Annotated in this window: 17 protein-coding genes; 5 read left to right on the top strand and 12 right to left on the bottom strand. The window is 45.5% G+C overall.

The window, feature by feature from the left end; genetic code table 11:
- Positions 1–298, bottom strand: a 298-nt coding sequence (locus VIC_RS15315) for a Rid family hydrolase (RefSeq protein ID WP_039952023.1), incomplete at its 3' end; no start/stop codon positions are given.
- Entirely contained in the window at positions 298–588 is a 291-nt protein-coding gene (locus VIC_RS15310; RefSeq protein ID WP_006960911.1) for an antibiotic biosynthesis monooxygenase family protein, read from the bottom strand. The genes VIC_RS15315 and VIC_RS15310, both read right to left, overlap by 1 nt.
- A 117-nt stretch (positions 589–705) precedes the next feature.
- Between VIC_RS15310 and VIC_RS15305 the strand changes: the two genes are divergently transcribed.
- A complete protein-coding gene (locus VIC_RS15305) occupies positions 706–1,605 on the top strand; it encodes a LysR family transcriptional regulator (RefSeq protein ID WP_006960910.1) in 900 nt (299 codons plus the stop codon).
- 50 nt (positions 1,606–1,655) lie between these two features.
- Here the strand turns inward: VIC_RS15305 and VIC_RS15300 are convergent, their stop codons facing one another.
- Positions 1,656–2,636 (bottom strand): sugar-binding transcriptional regulator, encoded by a 981-nt coding sequence (locus tag VIC_RS15300; RefSeq protein WP_006960909.1) that lies wholly within the window; start codon positions 2,634–2,636, stop codon positions 1,656–1,658.
- Between the two features lie 452 nt (positions 2,637–3,088).
- Between VIC_RS15300 and tal the strand changes: the two genes are divergently transcribed.
- Positions 3,089–4,039, top strand: a complete 951-nt coding sequence (gene tal / locus VIC_RS15295) for a transaldolase (RefSeq protein ID WP_006960908.1) — start codon at positions 3,089–3,091, stop codon at positions 4,037–4,039.
- 83 nt (positions 4,040–4,122) lie between these two features.
- Positions 4,123–6,114 (top strand): transketolase, encoded by a 1,992-nt coding sequence (tkt, locus tag VIC_RS15290; RefSeq protein WP_006960907.1) that lies wholly within the window; start codon positions 4,123–4,125, stop codon positions 6,112–6,114.
- A 48-nt stretch (positions 6,115–6,162) separates the two neighbouring features.
- On the opposite strand, the gene VIC_RS15285 is transcribed toward tkt, so the two are convergent.
- The gene (locus tag VIC_RS15285) at positions 6,163–6,633 is read right to left on the bottom strand and encodes an Lrp/AsnC family transcriptional regulator (protein ID WP_039952021.1); all 471 of its coding nucleotides are present in this window, start codon (positions 6,631–6,633) and stop codon (positions 6,163–6,165) included.
- Between the two features lie 151 nt (positions 6,634–6,784).
- Here VIC_RS15285 and VIC_RS15280 point away from each other — a divergent pair, with 151 nt between their 5' ends.
- Positions 6,785–7,750: a hypothetical protein gene (locus tag VIC_RS15280; protein ID WP_006960905.1), complete on the top strand. Its 966-nt coding sequence runs from the start codon at positions 6,785–6,787 to the stop codon at positions 7,748–7,750.
- Between the two features lie 34 nt (positions 7,751–7,784).
- Here the strand turns inward: VIC_RS15280 and VIC_RS15275 are convergent, their stop codons facing one another.
- The 6 genes from VIC_RS15275 to VIC_RS15250 all read right to left on the bottom strand — a co-directional run bounded on the left by VIC_RS15275 (position 7,785) and on the right by VIC_RS15250 (position 14,180).
- Positions 7,785–8,966 carry a M24 family metallopeptidase gene (locus VIC_RS15275; protein WP_006960904.1) on the bottom strand — a complete coding sequence of 394 codons (1,182 nt, stop codon included), beginning with the start codon at positions 8,964–8,966 and terminating at the stop codon, positions 7,785–7,787.
- Positions 8,967–9,004: 38 nt separating this feature from the next.
- Positions 9,005–10,348: a TRAP transporter large permease gene (locus VIC_RS15270; protein WP_006960903.1), complete on the bottom strand. Its 1,344-nt coding sequence runs from the start codon at positions 10,346–10,348 to the stop codon at positions 9,005–9,007.
- Positions 10,345–10,887 carry a TRAP transporter small permease gene (locus VIC_RS15265; RefSeq protein ID WP_006960902.1) on the bottom strand — a complete coding sequence of 181 codons (543 nt, stop codon included), beginning with the start codon at positions 10,885–10,887 and terminating at the stop codon, positions 10,345–10,347. Before VIC_RS15265 ends, VIC_RS15270 begins: the two co-directional genes overlap by 4 nt.
- Positions 10,888–11,004: 117 nt before the next feature.
- Positions 11,005–12,045: a TRAP transporter substrate-binding protein gene (locus tag VIC_RS15260; RefSeq protein WP_006960901.1), complete on the bottom strand. Its 1,041-nt coding sequence runs from the start codon at positions 12,043–12,045 to the stop codon at positions 11,005–11,007.
- 117 nt (positions 12,046–12,162) lie between these two features.
- Positions 12,163–13,359: a M20 aminoacylase family protein gene (locus VIC_RS15255; RefSeq protein ID WP_006960900.1), complete on the bottom strand. Its 1,197-nt coding sequence runs from the start codon at positions 13,357–13,359 to the stop codon at positions 12,163–12,165.
- 38 nt (positions 13,360–13,397) lie between these two features.
- Positions 13,398–14,180: a maleate cis-trans isomerase family protein gene (locus VIC_RS15250; RefSeq protein WP_006960899.1), complete on the bottom strand. Its 783-nt coding sequence runs from the start codon at positions 14,178–14,180 to the stop codon at positions 13,398–13,400.
- Between the two features lie 310 nt (positions 14,181–14,490).
- Between VIC_RS15250 and VIC_RS15245 the strand changes: the two genes are divergently transcribed.
- Positions 14,491–14,982, top strand: coding sequence for an Lrp/AsnC family transcriptional regulator (locus VIC_RS15245; RefSeq protein ID WP_006960898.1), 492 nt, complete (start codon positions 14,491–14,493; stop codon positions 14,980–14,982).
- Between the two features lie 58 nt (positions 14,983–15,040).
- On the opposite strand, the gene VIC_RS15240 is transcribed toward VIC_RS15245, so the two are convergent.
- Together VIC_RS15240 and VIC_RS15235 are read right to left on the bottom strand one after the other, a co-directional pair.
- Positions 15,041–16,234 (bottom strand): diaminopropionate ammonia-lyase, encoded by a 1,194-nt coding sequence (locus VIC_RS15240; protein ID WP_006960897.1) that lies wholly within the window; start codon positions 16,232–16,234, stop codon positions 15,041–15,043.
- A gap of 255 nt (positions 16,235–16,489) precedes the next feature.
- Positions 16,490–18,052 carry a methyl-accepting chemotaxis protein gene (locus VIC_RS15235; RefSeq protein ID WP_006960895.1) on the bottom strand — a complete coding sequence of 521 codons (1,563 nt, stop codon included), beginning with the start codon at positions 18,050–18,052 and terminating at the stop codon, positions 16,490–16,492.
- Positions 18,053–18,283: the final 231 nt, after the last annotated feature.

The raw sequence follows: 18,283 nt of genomic DNA, 5'->3' as shown, positions 1-18,283 counted from the left end.
CATCAAATGGAATGCGCTCCTTAGCTCTCTGATAACCTTCAAGATCTTCACGATTTACCATGTAAATCCGAACGCTAATCAGGTCCTGTATGTCCATTCTATTGGCTTGCAACACTCCACGTACATTTTGCCAAGCCAGTACAATCTGATCCTCAGCACTCTCCGGTACTTCGCTAAGCTCATTGATACCCAATTGCCCTGCAATATGAAGTCGTGTCGAACCTGATGGAATCATCGCACATTGGTGGTAGTTAGCCGCTGGCGGTGGAACCGTTGCAGGGCTCCAGATAATATTCATTAGACTTCCTTAGATAACATCACAATTTTAGGCGCTTCCGATAACATCGTACCAAGCTGATCAAAGTCCCCTATTTCTTTGCGCCACGCGATGTACTTATCGAAATGCTGAGGAGTTTGCCACTCTTCCAGTAACACTAACTCGTGCTGCCCTTGTACTTTCTCAAACAGATGGGCAGAGATATTCCCTTCAAAAGTCCTTGTATCTGGCAAAATTTCAGTAAAAAAGTCTTTGATTACCTGAGTATTTTCCGATGAGTGGCTTAGTTTAAATTGAACCAGAATGCTCATTTTTCCTCTCCTTTGGTCTCGTTTTTTGAGTTCGTGAGAGAGTTTAATTGTTTATAATTCGTGATAAATAAGGTACAGTTTCACAAATAGTTAGATTATATAGAACAATAAAATTTTATGAAATCAGACCTACACCGCATGCAGGTATTCGCCCAAATTGTTGAATCTGGGTCGATAACCAAAGCCGCCGATAAGCTGGACGTGTCTAAGTCTGTTCTAAGCCATCACCTTCAAGGTTTAGAGCAACACCTCGGCGTAAAACTGTTAACCAGAACAACGCGTCGTCAGTCTCTTACTGAAGCGGGGCAACGTTACTATCAACGTTGCCTTGAAATGAAAAAGTTGATGTCCTTGGCGGAAGAAGAAGTGCGTGATTCCAATACCGGACTTGCAGGCACAGTGACTGTCACCTCACCTCATACGCTGATGACTCATTTGATTGGGCCTTCGATGTGTGAGTTTGTAAAGAACCATTCTGGTATTGAGCCACGATTATTGGCCAATGATATGCGGCTCAACTTGATTGATAAATACATCGACCTTTCAATAACAGTGGGTGAGTTACCCGACTCCAGTTCACGAGCCACCAAGATAGGCGAACTAGAGCAAGTGCTGTGCAGCTCTCCTGAATATCTCACGAAGAACAATATTACCCTTCCAGTGACCTCGACCGAGCTCATCGACTACGACTATATTGCTAATCAGTGGGAGGGTATAAACGTTGAACGCAAATTCTCCGTGGGGAAGCAAAGCATCACTTATCGATTCCACTCCACTCGTCTTGGAGATAGCGTACCCACAATCCGTATGATGACACTCTCAGGCTTAGGAATTGCGTGCTTACCTATTCTCGCCGTTGAAGATGACTTGAAGGAAGGCAGGTTGATTCGAATAACAGCGGATGGAATGAGTCTTAAGGCATCAGTCTGGGCGGTGCACAACTACGGCTTACAGATGCCCGCCAGAATTCGGGCTTTTATCGATTTTGTAAAAGAGAAAGCAAAGGACAAACTATAAGAGAAGCAAGAGGACATGACTCGTGCTTTTTAGCGAGCAATCTCTCGGGGTTATTTCATTTGTTCATCTAAGTTAAGCACAGTGAGTGCGTTACTTACGCTGGTGGCAATAACATCAATCACTCCTGTTCTAAGCGCCCCGAGCATCGCCAATGGCTTACTGTTTTCCGCCGCAATCGCGATGACCTCTGAAATGGGTCGAAACTCTTCAATGCTTAAACCTATAACACGATCACTCATCACTGTTTTGGCAGACTGCCCCTGAATATCGAAGAAATCATAGCCGGCAAAGTCCCCCACGACCCCTTGAAGCATTCGTGATTGAACCACTTCATCTGCGGTGAACCATCCCAAGTCGACCATATAACTGTTCTCACTCATATCGCCAATACCGACCAAGGCGACATCTGCCTTACGAGCGAGATCCAGAGTTTGCTTTACTGTCGCATTCTGCATAAATGCGTGTTTCTGTTCTGGGTTTTCTGCGTATGCAGGGGCGTAAAGCGTTTCTGATGTACCACCATAGCTTTTCGCAAATTGTCGGCAGATATGGTCAGCGTTAAACATACCTCCTCTAGGGTGAATACCGCCGATGCCACACACAAACTTCACATCTCGTTGAGGGATAACGCCTATATGATGGGCAACCGCTGAGACATTCCTTCCCTGACCGACAGTCACAACTGATCCATTTTGAATAGAGCTGGCCATGTATTTGGATACTAAACCTGCCACTTGCAAACGTTGCTGTTCTTCGCTCGGCTGATCAAGCGCAACCAAAGCACGCTTAACACCAAACCTTTCAATTAGCCTTTGCTCAATCTTGGCACTGAATACGGGGTGATATTTAACGGTAATCTCTACGATCCCTTCATCACGGGCCTGCTTTAGCATTCGCCCTACTTTCGCTCGCGACACAGAAAACTTCTTGGATATTTCTTCCTGGGTTGCCCCGTCCTGATAGTAGGCAACGGAGATTTCGGTAAGTAGATCAGCGCTGTCATCAGACATATCTTGTTGTGACTTGCTCATTTTTCTTGGACTCCTAAAGGGGAAAGTACCTATGACATGTGCTCAGTGTTGTAGCATATGTCATCGCTATAGACATTTGCAACATTTGCTCATCGCCATGACAAATTCTCAGGCTATTTATTATGCTCTTCATATTCTCCTCAACCCTTGTCATGCCTTGGCAAACGATTAATTCAAATTGCCTGCGGAGGCAATTGGAAAAATACTTGATGAACATCACCATAACCTTTAATTAGCGATTGACATTCTGTGTGGATGAGATAAATATGAACCCATCATTTACTCATCGAGAGAGCAAATGTTCACAACAAATGATCTCTCGCTGAAATTTATTCCGGTTAGTTGATTTAATGAACTCGGAAAGGGTTAAAAACGATTAGCTAACTCGCTTGCAATTGCACCACTCACATTAACTGTTTTGATGTGAACGCCCATTAAATAGGATGATCGAAATGAGCAACAAATTAGAGCAACTTCGTAAACTAACGACAGTCGTAGCGGACACTGGTGAAATCGATGCGATTAAAAAATACCAGCCAGAAGACGCAACTACTAACCCTTCTCTGATTCTTAAAGCCGCTCAAATCGAAGAATATGCGCCACTTATCGACGCTTCTATCGAATACGCAAAATCTCAAAGCAGCGACAAAGCTCAGCAAGTACAAGACACTTGCGACATGCTTGCTGTAAACATCGGTAAAGAAATCCTAAAGACTATCCCAGGTCGTATTTCTACAGAAGTTGACGCTCGTCTTTCTTACGATATGGAAGGCAGCGTAGCGAAAGCTCGCCAACTTGTGAAAATGTACAACGATGCAGGCATCACTAACGACCGCATCCTAATCAAGCTTGCTTCTACTTGGGAAGGTATCCGCGCAGCTGAGATCCTAGAAAAAGAAGGCATCAACTGTAATCTAACGCTTCTTTTCTCATTTGCTCAGGCTCGTGCTTGTGCTGAAGCTGGCGTGTTCCTAATTTCTCCATTCGTTGGTCGTATCATGGACTGGTACAAAGCGAAAGAAGGCCGTGACTTCGAAGCTTCAGAAGATCCAGGCGTACTATCAGTAACTAAGATCTACAACTACTACAAAGAATACGGCTACAACACAGTGGTTATGGGTGCAAGCTTCCGTAACATCGGCGAGATCCTAGAACTTGCTGGCTGTGACCGTCTAACTATCGCTCCTGCTCTTCTTGCTGAACTAGAAGCAGCGGAAGGTGAAGTAGTAGAGAAGCTAGTTGACTCTAAAGGTACAGCAGAGCGTCCATCAGCGATGACTCACGCTGAGTTCCTATGGGATCACAACCAAGATGCAATGGCAGTTGAGAAACTGGCTGAAGGTATCCGCAACTTCGCTGTTGACCAAGGCAAACTTGAAGCGATGATTGAAGCTAAGCTTTAATCTCAAATTATTTTAATAAGGGGAACGTTTGCGTTCCCCTCTTAATTTTCCTTTCTTGAATTTAATAATATTCGGTATTTATTATGGATCGTAAACATTTAGCTAATGCTATCCGTGCTCTTAGCATGGACGGCGTACAACAAGCCAACTCTGGTCACCCAGGCGCACCTATGGGTATGGCTGACATCGCTGAAGTTCTTTGGCGCTCTCACCTAAACCACAACCCAGCAAACCCAGAATGGGCTGACCGCGACCGTTTCGTCCTATCAAACGGCCACGGCTCTATGCTGATTTACTCTCTGCTTCACCTTGCGGGTTACGAGCTGTCTATTGATGACCTGAAAAACTTCCGTCAGCTGCACTCTAAGACTCCAGGTCACCCAGAGTACGGTTACGCACCGGGTATCGAAACGACGACTGGCCCACTAGGTCAAGGTATCACTAACGCGGTAGGTATGGCGCTGGCTGAGAAAACTCTAGCAGCACAATTCAACAAAGAAGGCCACGACATCGTTGACCACTTCACTTATGCATTCATGGGTGACGGCTGTCTGATGGAAGGTATCTCTCACGAAGCGTGTTCTCTAGCAGGTACGCTAGGCCTTGGTAAACTAATCGCTTTCTGGGATGACAACGGTATCTCTATTGATGGTGAAGTAGAAGGTTGGTTCTCTGACGATACACCTAAGCGTTTCGAAGCGTACGGCTGGCACGTAATTCCAGCAGTAGACGGTCACGATCCAGAAGCGATCAACGCAGCGATTATCGCTGCGAAAGCGGACCCACGCCCTACGCTAATCTGTACTAAGACCATCATCGGTTTTGGTTCTCCAAACAAATCTGGCTCACACGACTGTCACGGTGCTCCACTAGGCGCTGACGAAATTGCAGCAACTCGTAAAGCGCTAGGTTGGGAACACGGTCCTTTTGAAATCCCAGCTGACGTTTACGCTGAGTGGGATGCAAAAGAAGCGGGCGCAGCGAAAGAAGCAGCGTGGAATGCGAAGTTTGACGCATACGTGGCAGCTTACCCTGCAGAAGCCGCAGAGCTTAAACGTCGTCTAAACGGTGAATTGCCAGCTGAGTGGGAAGAGAAAGCAACACAAATCATTGCTGACCTTCAAGCAAACCCTGCAAACATCGCATCACGTAAAGCGTCTCAAAACGCACTAGAAGCGTTTGGTCAAATGCTACCTGAATTCCTAGGCGGCTCTGCTGACCTTGCCCCTTCTAACCTAACTATGTGGTCTGGTTCTAAGTCAGTATCGGCTGAAGATGCGTCGGGCAACTACATCCACTACGGTGTACGTGAGTTCGGTATGACGGCTATCATGAACGGTATTGCTCTGCACGGTGGTTTCGTACCATACGGCGCAACCTTCCTAATGTTCATGGAATACGCACGTAACGCAATGCGTATGGCGGCTCTGATGAAAGTTCAGAACATCCAGGTTTACACGCACGACTCTATCGGTCTTGGCGAAGATGGTCCAACTCACCAACCGGTTGAGCAAATGGCTTCTCTACGTCTAACGCCAAACATGAGCACATGGCGCCCATGTGACCAAGTGGAATCAGCAGTGGCTTGGAAACTGGCTATCGAACGTAAAGATGCACCGACTTCACTTATCTTCTCTCGTCAGAACCTTGCGCAGCAAGAGCGTGACGCTGAGCAAGTAGCGAACATTGCTAAGGGTGGTTACATCCTGAAAGATTGCTCAGGTAAGCCAGAGCTTATCCTTATCGCAACGGGCTCTGAAGTTGAGCTAGCAGTAAACGCTGCGGCTGAACTGACAGCTGAAGGCAAGCAAGTACGTGTTGTTTCAATGCCATCAACGGACGCATTCGACAAGCAAGATGCAGCCTACCGTGAAGCGGTTCTACCATCTGACGTGACGGCACGTATCGCGGTAGAAGCGGGTATTGCTGACTTCTGGTACAAGTACGTTGGTTTCGACGGCCGTATCATCGGTATGACCACCTTCGGTGAATCTGCACCAGCAGGTGAGCTATTCAAGATGTTTGGTTTCACAACTGAAAACGTTGTGAACACAGCGAAAGAGCTTTTAGCTTAATCACTGAACCTTGATAGAAAACACCCCGCTACACTAGCGGGGCGTTTTTTATTGAATCTCTTCTACATTCACTTCAGTACTGAACTTTACTGTGCGAGTAGAGACCGAAGTCTGAAATTTGCGAATGTTCTTATCCTGATGCAATACGCGCTCAATAAATTTTTCATATGCTTTGATATCTGGAACGCTCACCACCAGCATGAAATCGTAGCCTCCCGTGATCTGATAACATTGAGTGACTTCTGGGGCTTTTGTTATCGATTGGCGAAACACGCTGTATATATCAGGTCTATCCCGCTCCATTTCGACTGAAACAATCAAGTTCATCTTATTACCGGCCAGTTCGGGATTAATGATTGAGACATCACCCGTTATCACGTTGTCTTCCCTAAGCCGTTTTACCCTCTTCAAACAAGCTGGCGGCGACAACCCCACTTCTTCCGCCAACTCTACATTCGGAATACGATTATTCTTTTGCAGTATCGACAAAATCTTCCTGTCTAAGCGATTAATTTCCATAATTTCTCCAGAGCACTCTTTTAAGAAACTTTAACACAACATTAATTCAATAAAGAAATATCAAGCGCAGGAAGCATGTAAATCATACATCCATATTTCTCATGCTTTTATTAATATTTTTGCTATCGAATCATTAAGTGTGGAATTCAACATGGAAAAGTTACAAAGTTTCTTTAATGATCTTTTTAAAGAAATAATCGATGTCACCTGGACTCTGTATAAAGTGATGATTCCTATCATCATCGTCATTAAAGTTGTTGAAGAGCTAGGAGGCGTTGCGTTACTGAGCGAATGGCTGAGTCCTTTGATGAATTTTGTTGGTTTACCCGATGAAATGGGCTTAGTTTGGGCGACAACTCTGCTTACTAATATGTACGCGGGATTATTGATCTTTATGAGCACCAACAGTGAACTCACCGTTGCTCAGGTATCAATTCTGGGTTCATTAATGCTCATCGCACACTCTATCCCGATTGAAGCAGCTATTGCGAAGCGTGCTGGTGTGAGTATTGCCATGACGACATTAGTCAGAGTTGGGGGTGGACTCGTGTTTGCGTGGCTTCTCCACCAGATTTATCAGTTCGGCGATTTGCTGAATACGCCTGCCCAGATCGTTTGGAATCCGGAAATACCTCCAGAGCAAACTTATCTTCAATGGGCGTGGTCGCAAGTCGAAAACTTGATAGCGATACTTGTCATCATTGCAGTCTTACTAATTACGTTAAAGATGCTAAAGCTGCTAGGTGTGGAAAAGTTAATGGCGATGGCACTCAAGCCTGTTCTTTCTGTGCTAGGTATCAGCAGAGAGGCGACTAACCTAACCATCGTCGGTATTACGTTAGGTATTTCTTTCGGTGGCGGCCTGCTGATCAACGAAGCCAAACGAGGCCACATACCAGCACGAGATGTGTTTACCGCCGTCATGCTGCTTAACTTAGCTCACAGCATGATTGAAGACACCATTCTCGTATTGTTGATTGGTGCCGACTTCGTGACGATATTTTGGGGAAGGCTGGTATTTGCTTTTGTCGTCATCGCTGTTATGTCACAGATCCTTAAACGCATAAGCGAGCCCACCTGTCAGAGATATTTGTATAAAAGCGTTCAGCAGCAATGATCAACTCAAAGCCCAAGTGATTGGGCTTTTATTATCAGCTAATCACCGGAAGCGTCTTCCATGTTCTCTCATGCAGCATTTCACAGCCGTTTTCAGTAATAACGATGTTCTCTTCGTGCACCATCATTCTATTTTTGGCAAATGCCATACCCGGCTCTAGGGTCAAAATCATACCTGGTTTGAGTACAACATCCCCCCCGGGTACATTGGATGGCCATTCAGTAAGCTGCATCCCTAACCCATGCCCCATCCTTCCTACATCATTGCCAAGAGCGCCGTTGCTTTCCAGCACGGACCACATAGCTTGCCATACTTCGCCCGTTGTAATGCCCGGCCCTGCTTTCATCAGACCCGCTTCCGTAGACTGATAAACTGCCTCATAAGCCGAGACGGTGTCTGGCTGAGCAAAACCAAAGGCATAGTTTCTGTCGAAGTCACTAAAATAGCCGTCGAAGTTGGCTCCTGTATCAATGATCAATACATCGCCTTGTTCTAAAACACGATCTGTAGGGCCCATAATGATGTTGTCATAACCACCCTTTCCTGACGCTGAAATCAAATACGGACAAGCATCAGCGCCAAGACGTAACATCTCAAGGTGCATCGCCTTACACGCTTCTCGTTCGGTCATTCCAATCGATAAGTGGCTGCGTAAAAATTCAAACCCCTGCACTGTCACCTGACAGGCGAAGCGAATCTTTTCTATCTCAGCTTTTGATTTGATGCTGCGAAGATCGCGAACGATCAAAGACATATCGACGAATTGGTACTGGCTTAGGGAATGTTGCAATAGTGCATAGTTATTTGCTGGCATACGTAGATGGGTTTCTGGGCCAACCATGCTGCCAATTTTGTGAATGCCTTTACTGACCTCCTTTAATGTCGAAGCCAACAGCGAAACACCATCATCTTCTGGCCTTGGCGATGGCCAACTGCGAACATCTTCAATCCAAGTACTCTCGAACCCAGCGACACCAATTTCGGGCACAACAGCAATCGGCTTACCAACCGCAGGTACTACCAAGAACCAAGGTCGAGTTGGGCTTTCCCAAAACTGCGATTTAAAGCCGCTAAAATAACGGAATTCAGGTTCTGTGGTAAAAAATGCAGCTCCAATATTCTGAGCTCGCATCCGTTTTTGTAATTCCACCGTACGGTGCTCAAATTCAACGGTCTCAAAACCTCGATTCGGGGCGACTAGTTGAGTCGTATTCATACGTTCTATCCTTAGTTTGTCTGTACCATGCAAATGGATTAGCTGAACAGTAAATCTCTCGGCAGCAATGCAATGCCGGGAAAAAAGATCAGCAGTGCAGACATAAAAATCAAAATAATGAAGAAAGGCAGAGTGCCGCGAATCACTTCCATATAAGGCCGCTCAAAGATAGCAATCGCAGTGAATATATCGCAGCCAAAAGGTGGTGTTGCCGATCCAATTGCCATTTGCAACGTCACCATCACACCAACAAGAATCGGGTCAATTCCAGCGGCATCAACAATAGGCATAAAGATAGGCGTTAAAATCAGCAGCACGACTAACGAATCGACAAACATGCAACCAATGAAAAACGTCAGCGCGATAACAAACAAAATGTATTCTGGAGAAGCACTCCCCAGATCAAGCGGAGCCAATAACTCTTGAGGGATTTGTTCAAACGAGATGTACCACGAAAATGCCTGACCAACACCAACCAGTACAAAAACTACCGCGGTGATCAAACCGGTATTTAACGCAGCGTCACAAATGTCTTTGACGCCGAGCTTACGGTAAAAGACACATTCAACGATGATCGCATATAAAACAGCGAACGAAGCCGCTTCGGTCGGAGTAACAATACCAGAGTAAATACCACCGATAATTAAAGCTGGGAACCCCAAAGGCAGAATTGCCTTCTTAACCGCCTCAATACGTTCTGCGGCATTTGCTTTATCAACCAACGTTAGACTATCACTATGCTTCACACTGTAGGCATAGCTATACAGTGAGAACAAGCCTGCCAGCACAAGCCCCGGGCCGATACCCGCGATAAACAATTCTCCAACACTGGCATTCGCCAACGTACCGTAAAGAATCAAACCGATACTGGGTGGAATCAGAAAAGCAATGTCACTGGCGTTGATGATGAGCGCCATAACAAAGCTATCTTTGTACCCCGCTTGGAGTAACTTCGGTCGCATAATCTGCCCTACCGATACCACCGTTGCCTGAGTCGAACCTGAAACTGAACCAAATAAGGTACAACTGATGCACGTAGTAATGGGCAAGCCGCCACGTAAATGACCAACAAACGCCTGAATAAGGCCCAGTAAGTTATAAGCCGTGTGACCGCGTGTCATGATATCCGCAGCAAGTATGAACATTGGTACCGCAATTAGCGCGTTTGGTGATATTCCGGTCACCATTTGCTGTATGAGCACTCCTGGCTCAACTTGAGAAAAATGAATCAAGCCAATAAGAGCACCAACCGCCAAAGGCACTATCATCGGGAAGCTCAAAAACAACAGCACCACCATAACGGTCACTAAAGTAAATGTGATCACGTATATATCGAGCTCACCTGCAATCACATCCGATAGAAACTGAGCAATCTCATTCATGACAACTCACCTACTTCATTGTTTTTGTTTTCAGTCACATCGAAAGACACGTAAATCTCTTTGTGCAAAAGATTCATAACGAAACTCATACTGTATTGAAGCCCAGCGATGGAAAATCCAATCGGGATGATGGCGTAGACCCAATAAACGGGAAACTGTAGTGCCGGACTCAAGCGGTTAATGGATTTGAGCTCTTCAACATAGAGCAACGAATGGTAGGCAAGATAAAACATAAGTGCCGACGTAAGAAGTGCAATAATAGTCGTCAGGATTTTCTGTGAGCGGAAACTGAGTGAGTCGTAAACAGCCGTCATTCGTATGTTACGTCCCTGTCGAACCGCGTAAGCGAAGCCGACAAAAGTGACGATCACGATGAGGAATTGATTCAGTTCTTCAGAAAAGAATAAACTCTTGTTGAACGCATACCGCCCAATGGCGTTTGCTGTCGAATTCGCCATCATCACGAGGATGGCTGTCATAATTAAAAAGCGTTCCAGCTTTTCAGTCACCACACTTATCTTAAGTAAAAGGTCTTTCATAACACGCTGAACTCCATACTTCAGTCAGCAACTTTCCACACAGACCTTGTCTGACTGGAAAGGTGCTATCCGTCACTCCTTGCAACGGATAGCTGGTTTCCATTCGAGATACCGCTTCTACTGCGATGACGCCACTTTGACTTCATCCAAAATGTTCTCAAGGATGACTTTGGCACTTGCACGCGCTTCACTTTGCTGGTCGGCTGGATAGGCATTAGCGACCACATCAAAATAGGTGTCGTGTAATTGTTCACTGAGTACCTTGAAGCGCTCGCGTTCTTGGTCATTAAGCACAACCACTTGCATGTTTGGTCGCTCTTTAAGAATCTTCTCCATATTCTCTTTGTTGATTTTGATTTGGTAATCATAAGCTGCCTTATCCGCCGCTTTGATTGCCTTATTAACCATCGCTTGTTTCTCTTTAGAGAGTCCGTTGTACCACTTGCTGTTTGTTGAAACGGTACTGACGTAAGGTTGCTGACCTGGGAACATTAAGTAGTCCTGTACTTCATGCCATTTCGCGTTGTAGATGAAGTAGATAGGGTTAACCATGCTGTCGATTGTTTTCAGTTGCAGAGAACCATACACCTCTCCCCAAGACAGAGGTGTCGGTGTCGCGCCAAAGGCTTTGTAGGTTTCCACTGGGATTGTTGAGGTAAAGGTGCGGATTTTTTGATCAGCGAAATCTTCTGGTGTACGGATTGGCTTGTTACCTCCCCACACCATCTCGCCTTCAGACATCATGGAAAGTAGCTTAAGATTCACACTTTCGAATTTAGGCGCGAGCTCATTGTAAATAGTTGGGCTTTCAGTCAGTACTTTGTGCGTCACTTCCTCGTCGGTACCAAGCACGTACGGCAAGCTTACCGCCTGAACTTCAGGTACATACGAACCTAGATGGCCAGCCCCCACAGATACAAACTGAATAGTGCCTTTCGCTGCCAGTTCAACAATGTCGTTTTCGGTACCCAGTTGGCCGTAATAATAGATACGAACGCGAATATCACCATCGGACTCTTTTTTGATCACTTCAGCAAATTTTTGTGCATAAATATCCTGAACGTCAGTTTTGTCTTCTTCTGAAGCAAACTTCCATGTTTCGGCATGAGCACTCAAAACCACCCCTAAACTCAGCAAGGCTACGCTTAATCGTTTCATCCTGTCTTTCCTTTTTCCGTTCTAATGTCACGCTAAACGCTTGGTGCAGTTTAACGATCGGCAATGATGACTTCGTTTACAGATACCGCATTGCAAAATCAGCCATACAGTTCCTTTTTATTGGCCAAGGCCTAATCTGTTATTAACCAATTGAATCCAATAGCTTGCGCCAAGCTTCAATATCCGGTCGTTAAAATCGTATTCCGGGTTGTGTAAAGCGCATCCCCCAACGGAATCTACGCCGTTGCCTAGCAAGACATAACAACCCGGCTTAACGCGAAGCATGCTAGAAAAGTCCTCTGAGATAGTCAGTGGATCGCAAGCATCATTAACGTGTTCACCACCTAACACTTGTTTTGCCGCTTCTACCGCATATTGAGTCTGCGCTTCGCTATTAATGGTTGGATAGAATGTGTTGATGAACTCGAACTGATAACTTGCTCCCGCTGATTGGCAAATACCAGCTACGATCCTTTCCATGCTTTGTTCAATACGTATGAGCGTTTCTTCCGTAAAACAGCGGCAGTCCCCTTTTATAGTGACTTGCGTTGGGATCACATTGACCGTGCCGTCAGTAATAAATTCAGTCGCCGATACCACAGCTGTGTCATAGATGGCGCTGAGGTTTCGGGACACGATCGTCTGCAGCCCAAGAACAACCTGCGCACCTATCACAAGAGGATCGACACCTTGGTGAGGCAGCGCCGCGTGGCCACCGACTCCATTAATAGTGATTTCAAAGCTACTTTCACTGGCCATCAGCGAACCAGATTTAACCATGAGCTCACCTTCAGCGAGTCCTGGAAAGTTATGAATGCCATACACTTCATCGATATTAAATCGTTCAAAAAGACCATCATCGATCATGGCCTGAGCCCCGCATCCATGTTCTTCATCTGGTTGAAAAATAAAATAAACGGTTCCGTCAAACGTTCTGTTCTCTGCCAAATAACACGCGGCGCCTAGCAACATTGCAGAATGTCCATCATGGCCACACGCATGCATTTTTCCATCATGTTGCGAGCAGTGGTCAAAGGTGTTTTGTTCATGAATGTGCAACGCATCCATATCAGCGCGGAGGCCGATGCTTTTGCCATGTTTACCGCTATGAAGAATCCCAACTAAACCAGTTTTGCCAATGTGGCGTACCACCTCGATACCAAACTCTTCCAATTTCTCAGCAATAAAGTTGGCGGTAAGATCAACCTCAAAACCGCACTCTGGGAAGCGGTGTAGATGCTGACGCCACTCCGTCATACTTTCTATGAGCGTGTTTGACAGCTGTTCAGGATTAATCGAGAAAGTTGATGACATACTTTTTACTCCGTAAATCACATGAATTAGGGGTTACGTTAGGCTATATCTGAGTTGGAACTGCTAATAAGGTGTTGTTTAAGCAGCACCCCATAACCATTAACAGGTCGGGAATAACGCATCAGCTTAAGCGAATGCCAAGCCAAAACCTGATTGCTGGTTAACACAGGTTTGTTCAGGTCTTCTTCAATACACTCAATGACGCTGCCTGTTCTAAGAGCAGTACAGGAGATGAACAGTAAGTCAGCGTCAGGGTCACACACTTGACTCGCAGCGCGGCGAATATCTTCAGGTGAAATAAAACTCATCGCGGTGTCGTCTTCAAAGCCGAATCCAGCGATGTTCATCACTTCGAGACCTTGAGATAAGAAAAAGTCAGCCACTTCCTTGTTCACCGAATCGGTATAGGGAGTAAGAATGGAAATACGCTTAGCATTGAGACTCTTAAATGCTGCTAAAGCCGAAGTCACAGGGTTAGTGACGGGTGTTTCGGGCCTTGTTTGATGAACTAACTCGGTAATACGCTCCGATCCGATAGCGATAGTGCCCGATGTGCAAGCATAAATGATCACATCAAGGTCAGTCCCTGGAAGGATTGAATCGGCACATGCGCTAATTCCCGGCTCCATTTTACGCAAATTATCCATAGTTAAAGGGTTATAGTTTCTAACCCTCCCGGTAAACGACTCGACGTCCACCGGATAAAACTGTTTCAGATCTCGCTCAATATTGAAATCCGTTGCCAGAGTAATAACCCCAACACGCCCGGCTGACGCAAGCTGATCCAGTTCAAATTGGGGAGCGATGGTTTCAGATTTCATGACAATCCTTTCTCTCGGGAATCATTATCAAGCGCTATCATTGTTAAAAACTTGTATCTACATTACCTACAAGCCAATCAATAATGACTTTACATTCTGTTCACAAGATCAATAATGCCCCGAGCACTTTAATGAATTTCATCAAAAAGCCATATCATTGTGCAGTTATTCCGCATTTTTATTGAGTTATATTAGTTTTTTGTTCTCCATTGGATATGGTTCAATTCGATAGAAAAATACCTTTACGTAGGTCACAGAACACAGAGTTATTTAACAATTCAATTACACATGACAATCAGGAAGATCTGAGATGCCACAACAAGCAGAACTTACAGTCGATAGCTTTGACCGAAAGATTTTAAATATCGTTCAGGAATCAAACCGAGTGACATCAGACAACATTGCAGAGCAAGTCGGCCTCTCCCCTGCAGCGGTTCAACGTAGGCTTAAAAAAATGCGTGAGCAGGGTGTCATCCAAGCCGATGTTTCTATCATCAACCCTAAGGCGGTAGGACAAGCAATGACGTTCGTTGTGCAGGTTACTTTGGAGCGTGAGCGTGTCGACCTAATGCATAACTTCAAGAAAGAAATGACGGCAAATCGTTCTGTTCAGCAGTGTTACTACGTAACGGGCAGTTCCGATTTTATCTTGATCGTGACCGCGGCAGATATGGAAGGCTATGACAATTTCACTCGTGAAGCCTTTTTCGATAATGCCAATATCAAAAGCTTCCAGACCAATGTCGTGATGGACAACGTCAAGACTGGCATGACAATTCCGATCGATACTTCTAACGAATAAAAACGGCGTGTAACCTAACATTACACGCCGAACACTTCTCTTGAGCTTTTCTTTGTTGTTATTCGTTTATGATTTGGTGGTAAAGATCAGGATCCGTTGCTCCTTCTGTACCAATCACCAATACTCTGCTTTCACTATTTAGCCCAAGAGCTTGCGAAAAATCCGCATCTTCAGAAGCGATAATGGCCGCAGCTAAACCCGGAACAGCAGACTCCCCAGCTTCAACCGCTGCATCGGATTGATATCCACCAGCAAGCAGTCTCATTGCTTGCGGAACAGCTCCTTCGCTGAGCGTCATAAAATCATCGGCACCGTTCTTTAGTATTTCCCAAGCTAGCGTAGAAACTTCCCCACACGCTAGTCCCGCCATGAGTGTATCAAGGTCACCTTCAACGACAACGGGCTCTCCTGCTTTCGCACTTTTCTGCAAGCAGTTGGCTTGTTCAGGCTCGACAATCACAAATCGTGGTCGCTTTTCTCCCCACAGATCCCAGAAGTAACCACACACGGCTGAAGCCAGTCCACCTACTCCTCCTTGCACGAAAACGTGACTTGGAATTGTGCCATCGAGTTGTTCGACAATTTCAGCCAACATTGCGGTGTAACCAAGTGCCACATCTTTGGGAATATCCATATAGCCTTCATAGGAAGTATCAGACACAATCACACGATTGTGAGCTTTGGCTTCACTATCTGCAGTTCTTACCGACTCGTCATAGTTACCCGAAATACGAATGACCTGGGCGCCAAAAGCTTCCATCGCAGTTTTGCGCCCTTCGGATACATCTCGGTGGATATAGATGACGCAACCGCAGCCAAACATCTGCGCGCCCCAAGCAACTGAACGCCCATGGTTTCCGTCTGTTGCACAGCTAACAACTATTTCGGCTACTTCAGATTTCCATTTTCCATCGAGCAGTTCGGTGATTGAAGGAGTTTTGCCGAACCGATTGAAGATCTCTATTTGGAGCTGGCGTGCCACGGCATAAGCGCCGCCCAAGGCTTTAAAACTCTTTAATCCAAAACGTTGAGATTCGTCCTTATACCAGAGCTGCGCGATTCCTACCTTCGCCGCTATGCTTGTAAACGCGTGAAGAGGCGTTTCTTTATATCCTGGCCACTGTGAAATATCCGCAATCGCTTGTTTTGAAGCTGCAACGCTCAAAATTTCTCGCTGAGCATTCGAATACTCCAACGTTGGGTCGGACTTCGGATTTGAAAAGTGAGTCAGTGTACCTGTCAATAACGGCATAGAGAGTATCCTTATCAATGCATTGGCTTATCACACATGTCGTTAATGAAACGTATGTGCAGAATGGGTATAGGTAAAGTCTATCGACATAACACGCAGACATTATGCTTTATGAATGACATTGGTGAGGAAATTAACGGCTATGAGACGGAGATTTGCGGGATTAACGCGTTAGCGCGAGTTGAAGAGAAAAACAGCTGAATTTATAACATCAGGGTGCGAAAGGAAAAGGCCCCGCGTTTGCAGGGCCTAGTGTTATTTTTCTTCAAATCGCTGAGCTAACTGATAAAACTCGTTGACCTGATTGCGTAACTCTTGCGAGTGCTGATTAACGGAATGGGTCGCCGCAAGGTTTTGCTCAGCGGCTGACGCAATTGACTGAATGTGCAGGTTCACATCGCCGGAAAGCTGGCGCTGTTTAGTTGCCGCATCTTCAACCGTAGTCATCAAATCGTTCATTGATTGCATCATGGTTTCGACTTCAGATAAACGTTTCGCGCTTTCTTCTGCCACTTCACCACATGCGTCTGTTTGTTCGCGGTTAGCAATGATGTCGCGTTGCCAGCCTTCAATCGTCGTTAACATGGTTTCAATACTGTCTTTAATTTGTACTGTTGCATTCGACGTTCTGCCCGACAATGCACGAACCTCGTCCGCAACAACAGCAAAACCACGGCCCTGTTCGCCAGCACGAGCAGCCTCAATCGCGGCGTTTAAAGCAAGCAAGTTGGTTTGTTCTGCGATCCCACCGATTTCTTCCATCATCTGACTGACGTTTTGCGCCTGTTCACTCAGTTGGTAAGTGGTATTAGTCGCTTTCTCAGCCTGAACGCTGAGTTGCTCCAAATTCACATGAGTTTGATCGATGGTATCTTTCGCAAGCAGACAGGTTTTGAGCGTCACATCAATCAACTCATGCGCTTCATGCGTACTGGTGGACACTTCGTTAGCAGATGCTTCCACTTCTTCGGTAGCTTCACGAACTTGGCGAATATCTTTGGTTTGCTGCTCAAGGGCTTGAGTTACCTGCAAGGTCGTTGCGCTTAGACCATCAGACAGATCTTGAAGCGGCTTAGCAGAATCCGTCATACGACCCAAGACTGTACGAATACGCGCTGAAAGAAGCTTGATATGGAAATCAGCAACAGAAAACTTACTACTACCAGAGTAGATTAGGCGACTGACACTGTCGTACTTAGATTGCAGCTTCTTAAGCTGCTTTGGTGTATCAATCAATTCTTGTCTGAACAAAAGTGCGACGACAGACAGTGGTAACAAACTTGAGATCCAATTTGCCGCTCCTTCCAAATCCATCATGTTAGCCAACACTGGCGCAGACAAAGATCCAAGCAAAATCGCATAGCGAAGTGAATCACTGATCTGTAGTGACCAGGTCCGGCCAGATTTTTCAGCTTTAAGCAACGATTTGTAAGCTGCATCAGCAACGGTAACCCATTCACGTTTTGGCTTAACACGAACAGATTGATAGCCCGTCATTTCTCCACGTTCATAAATCGGCGTTACATACGCATCTACCCAATAATAACCGCCCGACTTCGTTCGGTTTTTCACAATTCCACGCCAAGCTTTACCTTGCTTCAGGTTCGCCCACATGTCTGCAAATGCCGCCTTTGGCATTCCGTTATGGCGAACAATATTGTGGTTCTGTCCCAGAAGTTCTTCCTGAGTGAATTCAGCAATACGGCAAAAGGCATCGTTACTGTAGGTAATAACACCTTTTAAGTCTGTAGTTGATACTAACTGTTCGTTGGTATCTAGTAGGGTTTCACGTTCCGACGAAATTTGGCTAGCAGTCATGTGGATAAACTTTTGTAGTAATTATGTGGCACGGAAATATAAACAATAATTTGAATTATGACAAAATATTAAAGTCGTCCCATGTAACACTTTTGGATTATTTGAGGTTTTTTTTGCTTTAAACACAAGATCTTCCTCCATATGGCGACGATCTAGCACGTTAATTGCTGGCTCCGGTTGAAAATGATCTCTACAATAGCGATGCAATTTTGCTCAGTTACTCATTGTTCA

The organism is Vibrio coralliilyticus ATCC BAA-450, assembly GCF_000176135.1.
Taxonomy (GTDB): Bacteria; Pseudomonadota; Gammaproteobacteria; order Enterobacterales; family Vibrionaceae; genus Vibrio; species Vibrio coralliilyticus.
The sequence above is the reverse complement of the archived record's forward strand: the minus strand, read 5'-3'. Positions and strand labels throughout refer to the sequence as shown.

Bases quoted from the DNA above. Each gene is read 5' to 3' on its own strand.
- VIC_RS15310 (WP_006960911.1), bottom strand. From the start codon at position 588: ATGAGCATTCTGGTTCAATTTAAACTAAGCCACTCATCGGAAAATACT.
- VIC_RS15305 (WP_006960910.1), top strand. From the start codon at position 706: ATGAAATCAGACCTACACCGCATGCAGGTATTCGCCCAAATTGTTGAA.
- VIC_RS15300 (WP_006960909.1), bottom strand. From the start codon at position 2,636: ATGAGCAAGTCACAACAAGATATGTCTGATGACAGCGCTGATCTACTT.
- tal (WP_006960908.1), top strand. From the start codon at position 3,089: ATGAGCAACAAATTAGAGCAACTTCGTAAACTAACGACAGTCGTAGCG.
- tkt (WP_006960907.1), top strand. From the start codon at position 4,123: ATGGATCGTAAACATTTAGCTAATGCTATCCGTGCTCTTAGCATGGAC.
- VIC_RS15285 (WP_039952021.1), bottom strand. From the start codon at position 6,633: ATGGAAATTAATCGCTTAGACAGGAAGATTTTGTCGATACTGCAAAAG.
- VIC_RS15280 (WP_006960905.1), top strand. From the start codon at position 6,785: ATGGAAAAGTTACAAAGTTTCTTTAATGATCTTTTTAAAGAAATAATC.
- VIC_RS15275 (WP_006960904.1), bottom strand. From the start codon at position 8,966: ATGAATACGACTCAACTAGTCGCCCCGAATCGAGGTTTTGAGACCGTT.
- VIC_RS15270 (WP_006960903.1), bottom strand. From the start codon at position 10,348: ATGAATGAGATTGCTCAGTTTCTATCGGATGTGATTGCAGGTGAGCTC.
- VIC_RS15265 (WP_006960902.1), bottom strand. From the start codon at position 10,887: ATGAAAGACCTTTTACTTAAGATAAGTGTGGTGACTGAAAAGCTGGAA.
- VIC_RS15260 (WP_006960901.1), bottom strand. From the start codon at position 12,045: ATGAAACGATTAAGCGTAGCCTTGCTGAGTTTAGGGGTGGTTTTGAGT.
- VIC_RS15255 (WP_006960900.1), bottom strand. From the start codon at position 13,359: ATGTCATCAACTTTCTCGATTAATCCTGAACAGCTGTCAAACACGCTC.
- VIC_RS15250 (WP_006960899.1), bottom strand. From the start codon at position 14,180: ATGAAATCTGAAACCATCGCTCCCCAATTTGAACTGGATCAGCTTGCG.
- VIC_RS15245 (WP_006960898.1), top strand. From the start codon at position 14,491: ATGCCACAACAAGCAGAACTTACAGTCGATAGCTTTGACCGAAAGATT.
- VIC_RS15240 (WP_006960897.1), bottom strand. From the start codon at position 16,234: ATGCCGTTATTGACAGGTACACTGACTCACTTTTCAAATCCGAAGTCC.
- VIC_RS15235 (WP_006960895.1), bottom strand. From the start codon at position 18,052: ATGACTGCTAGCCAAATTTCGTCGGAACGTGAAACCCTACTAGATACC.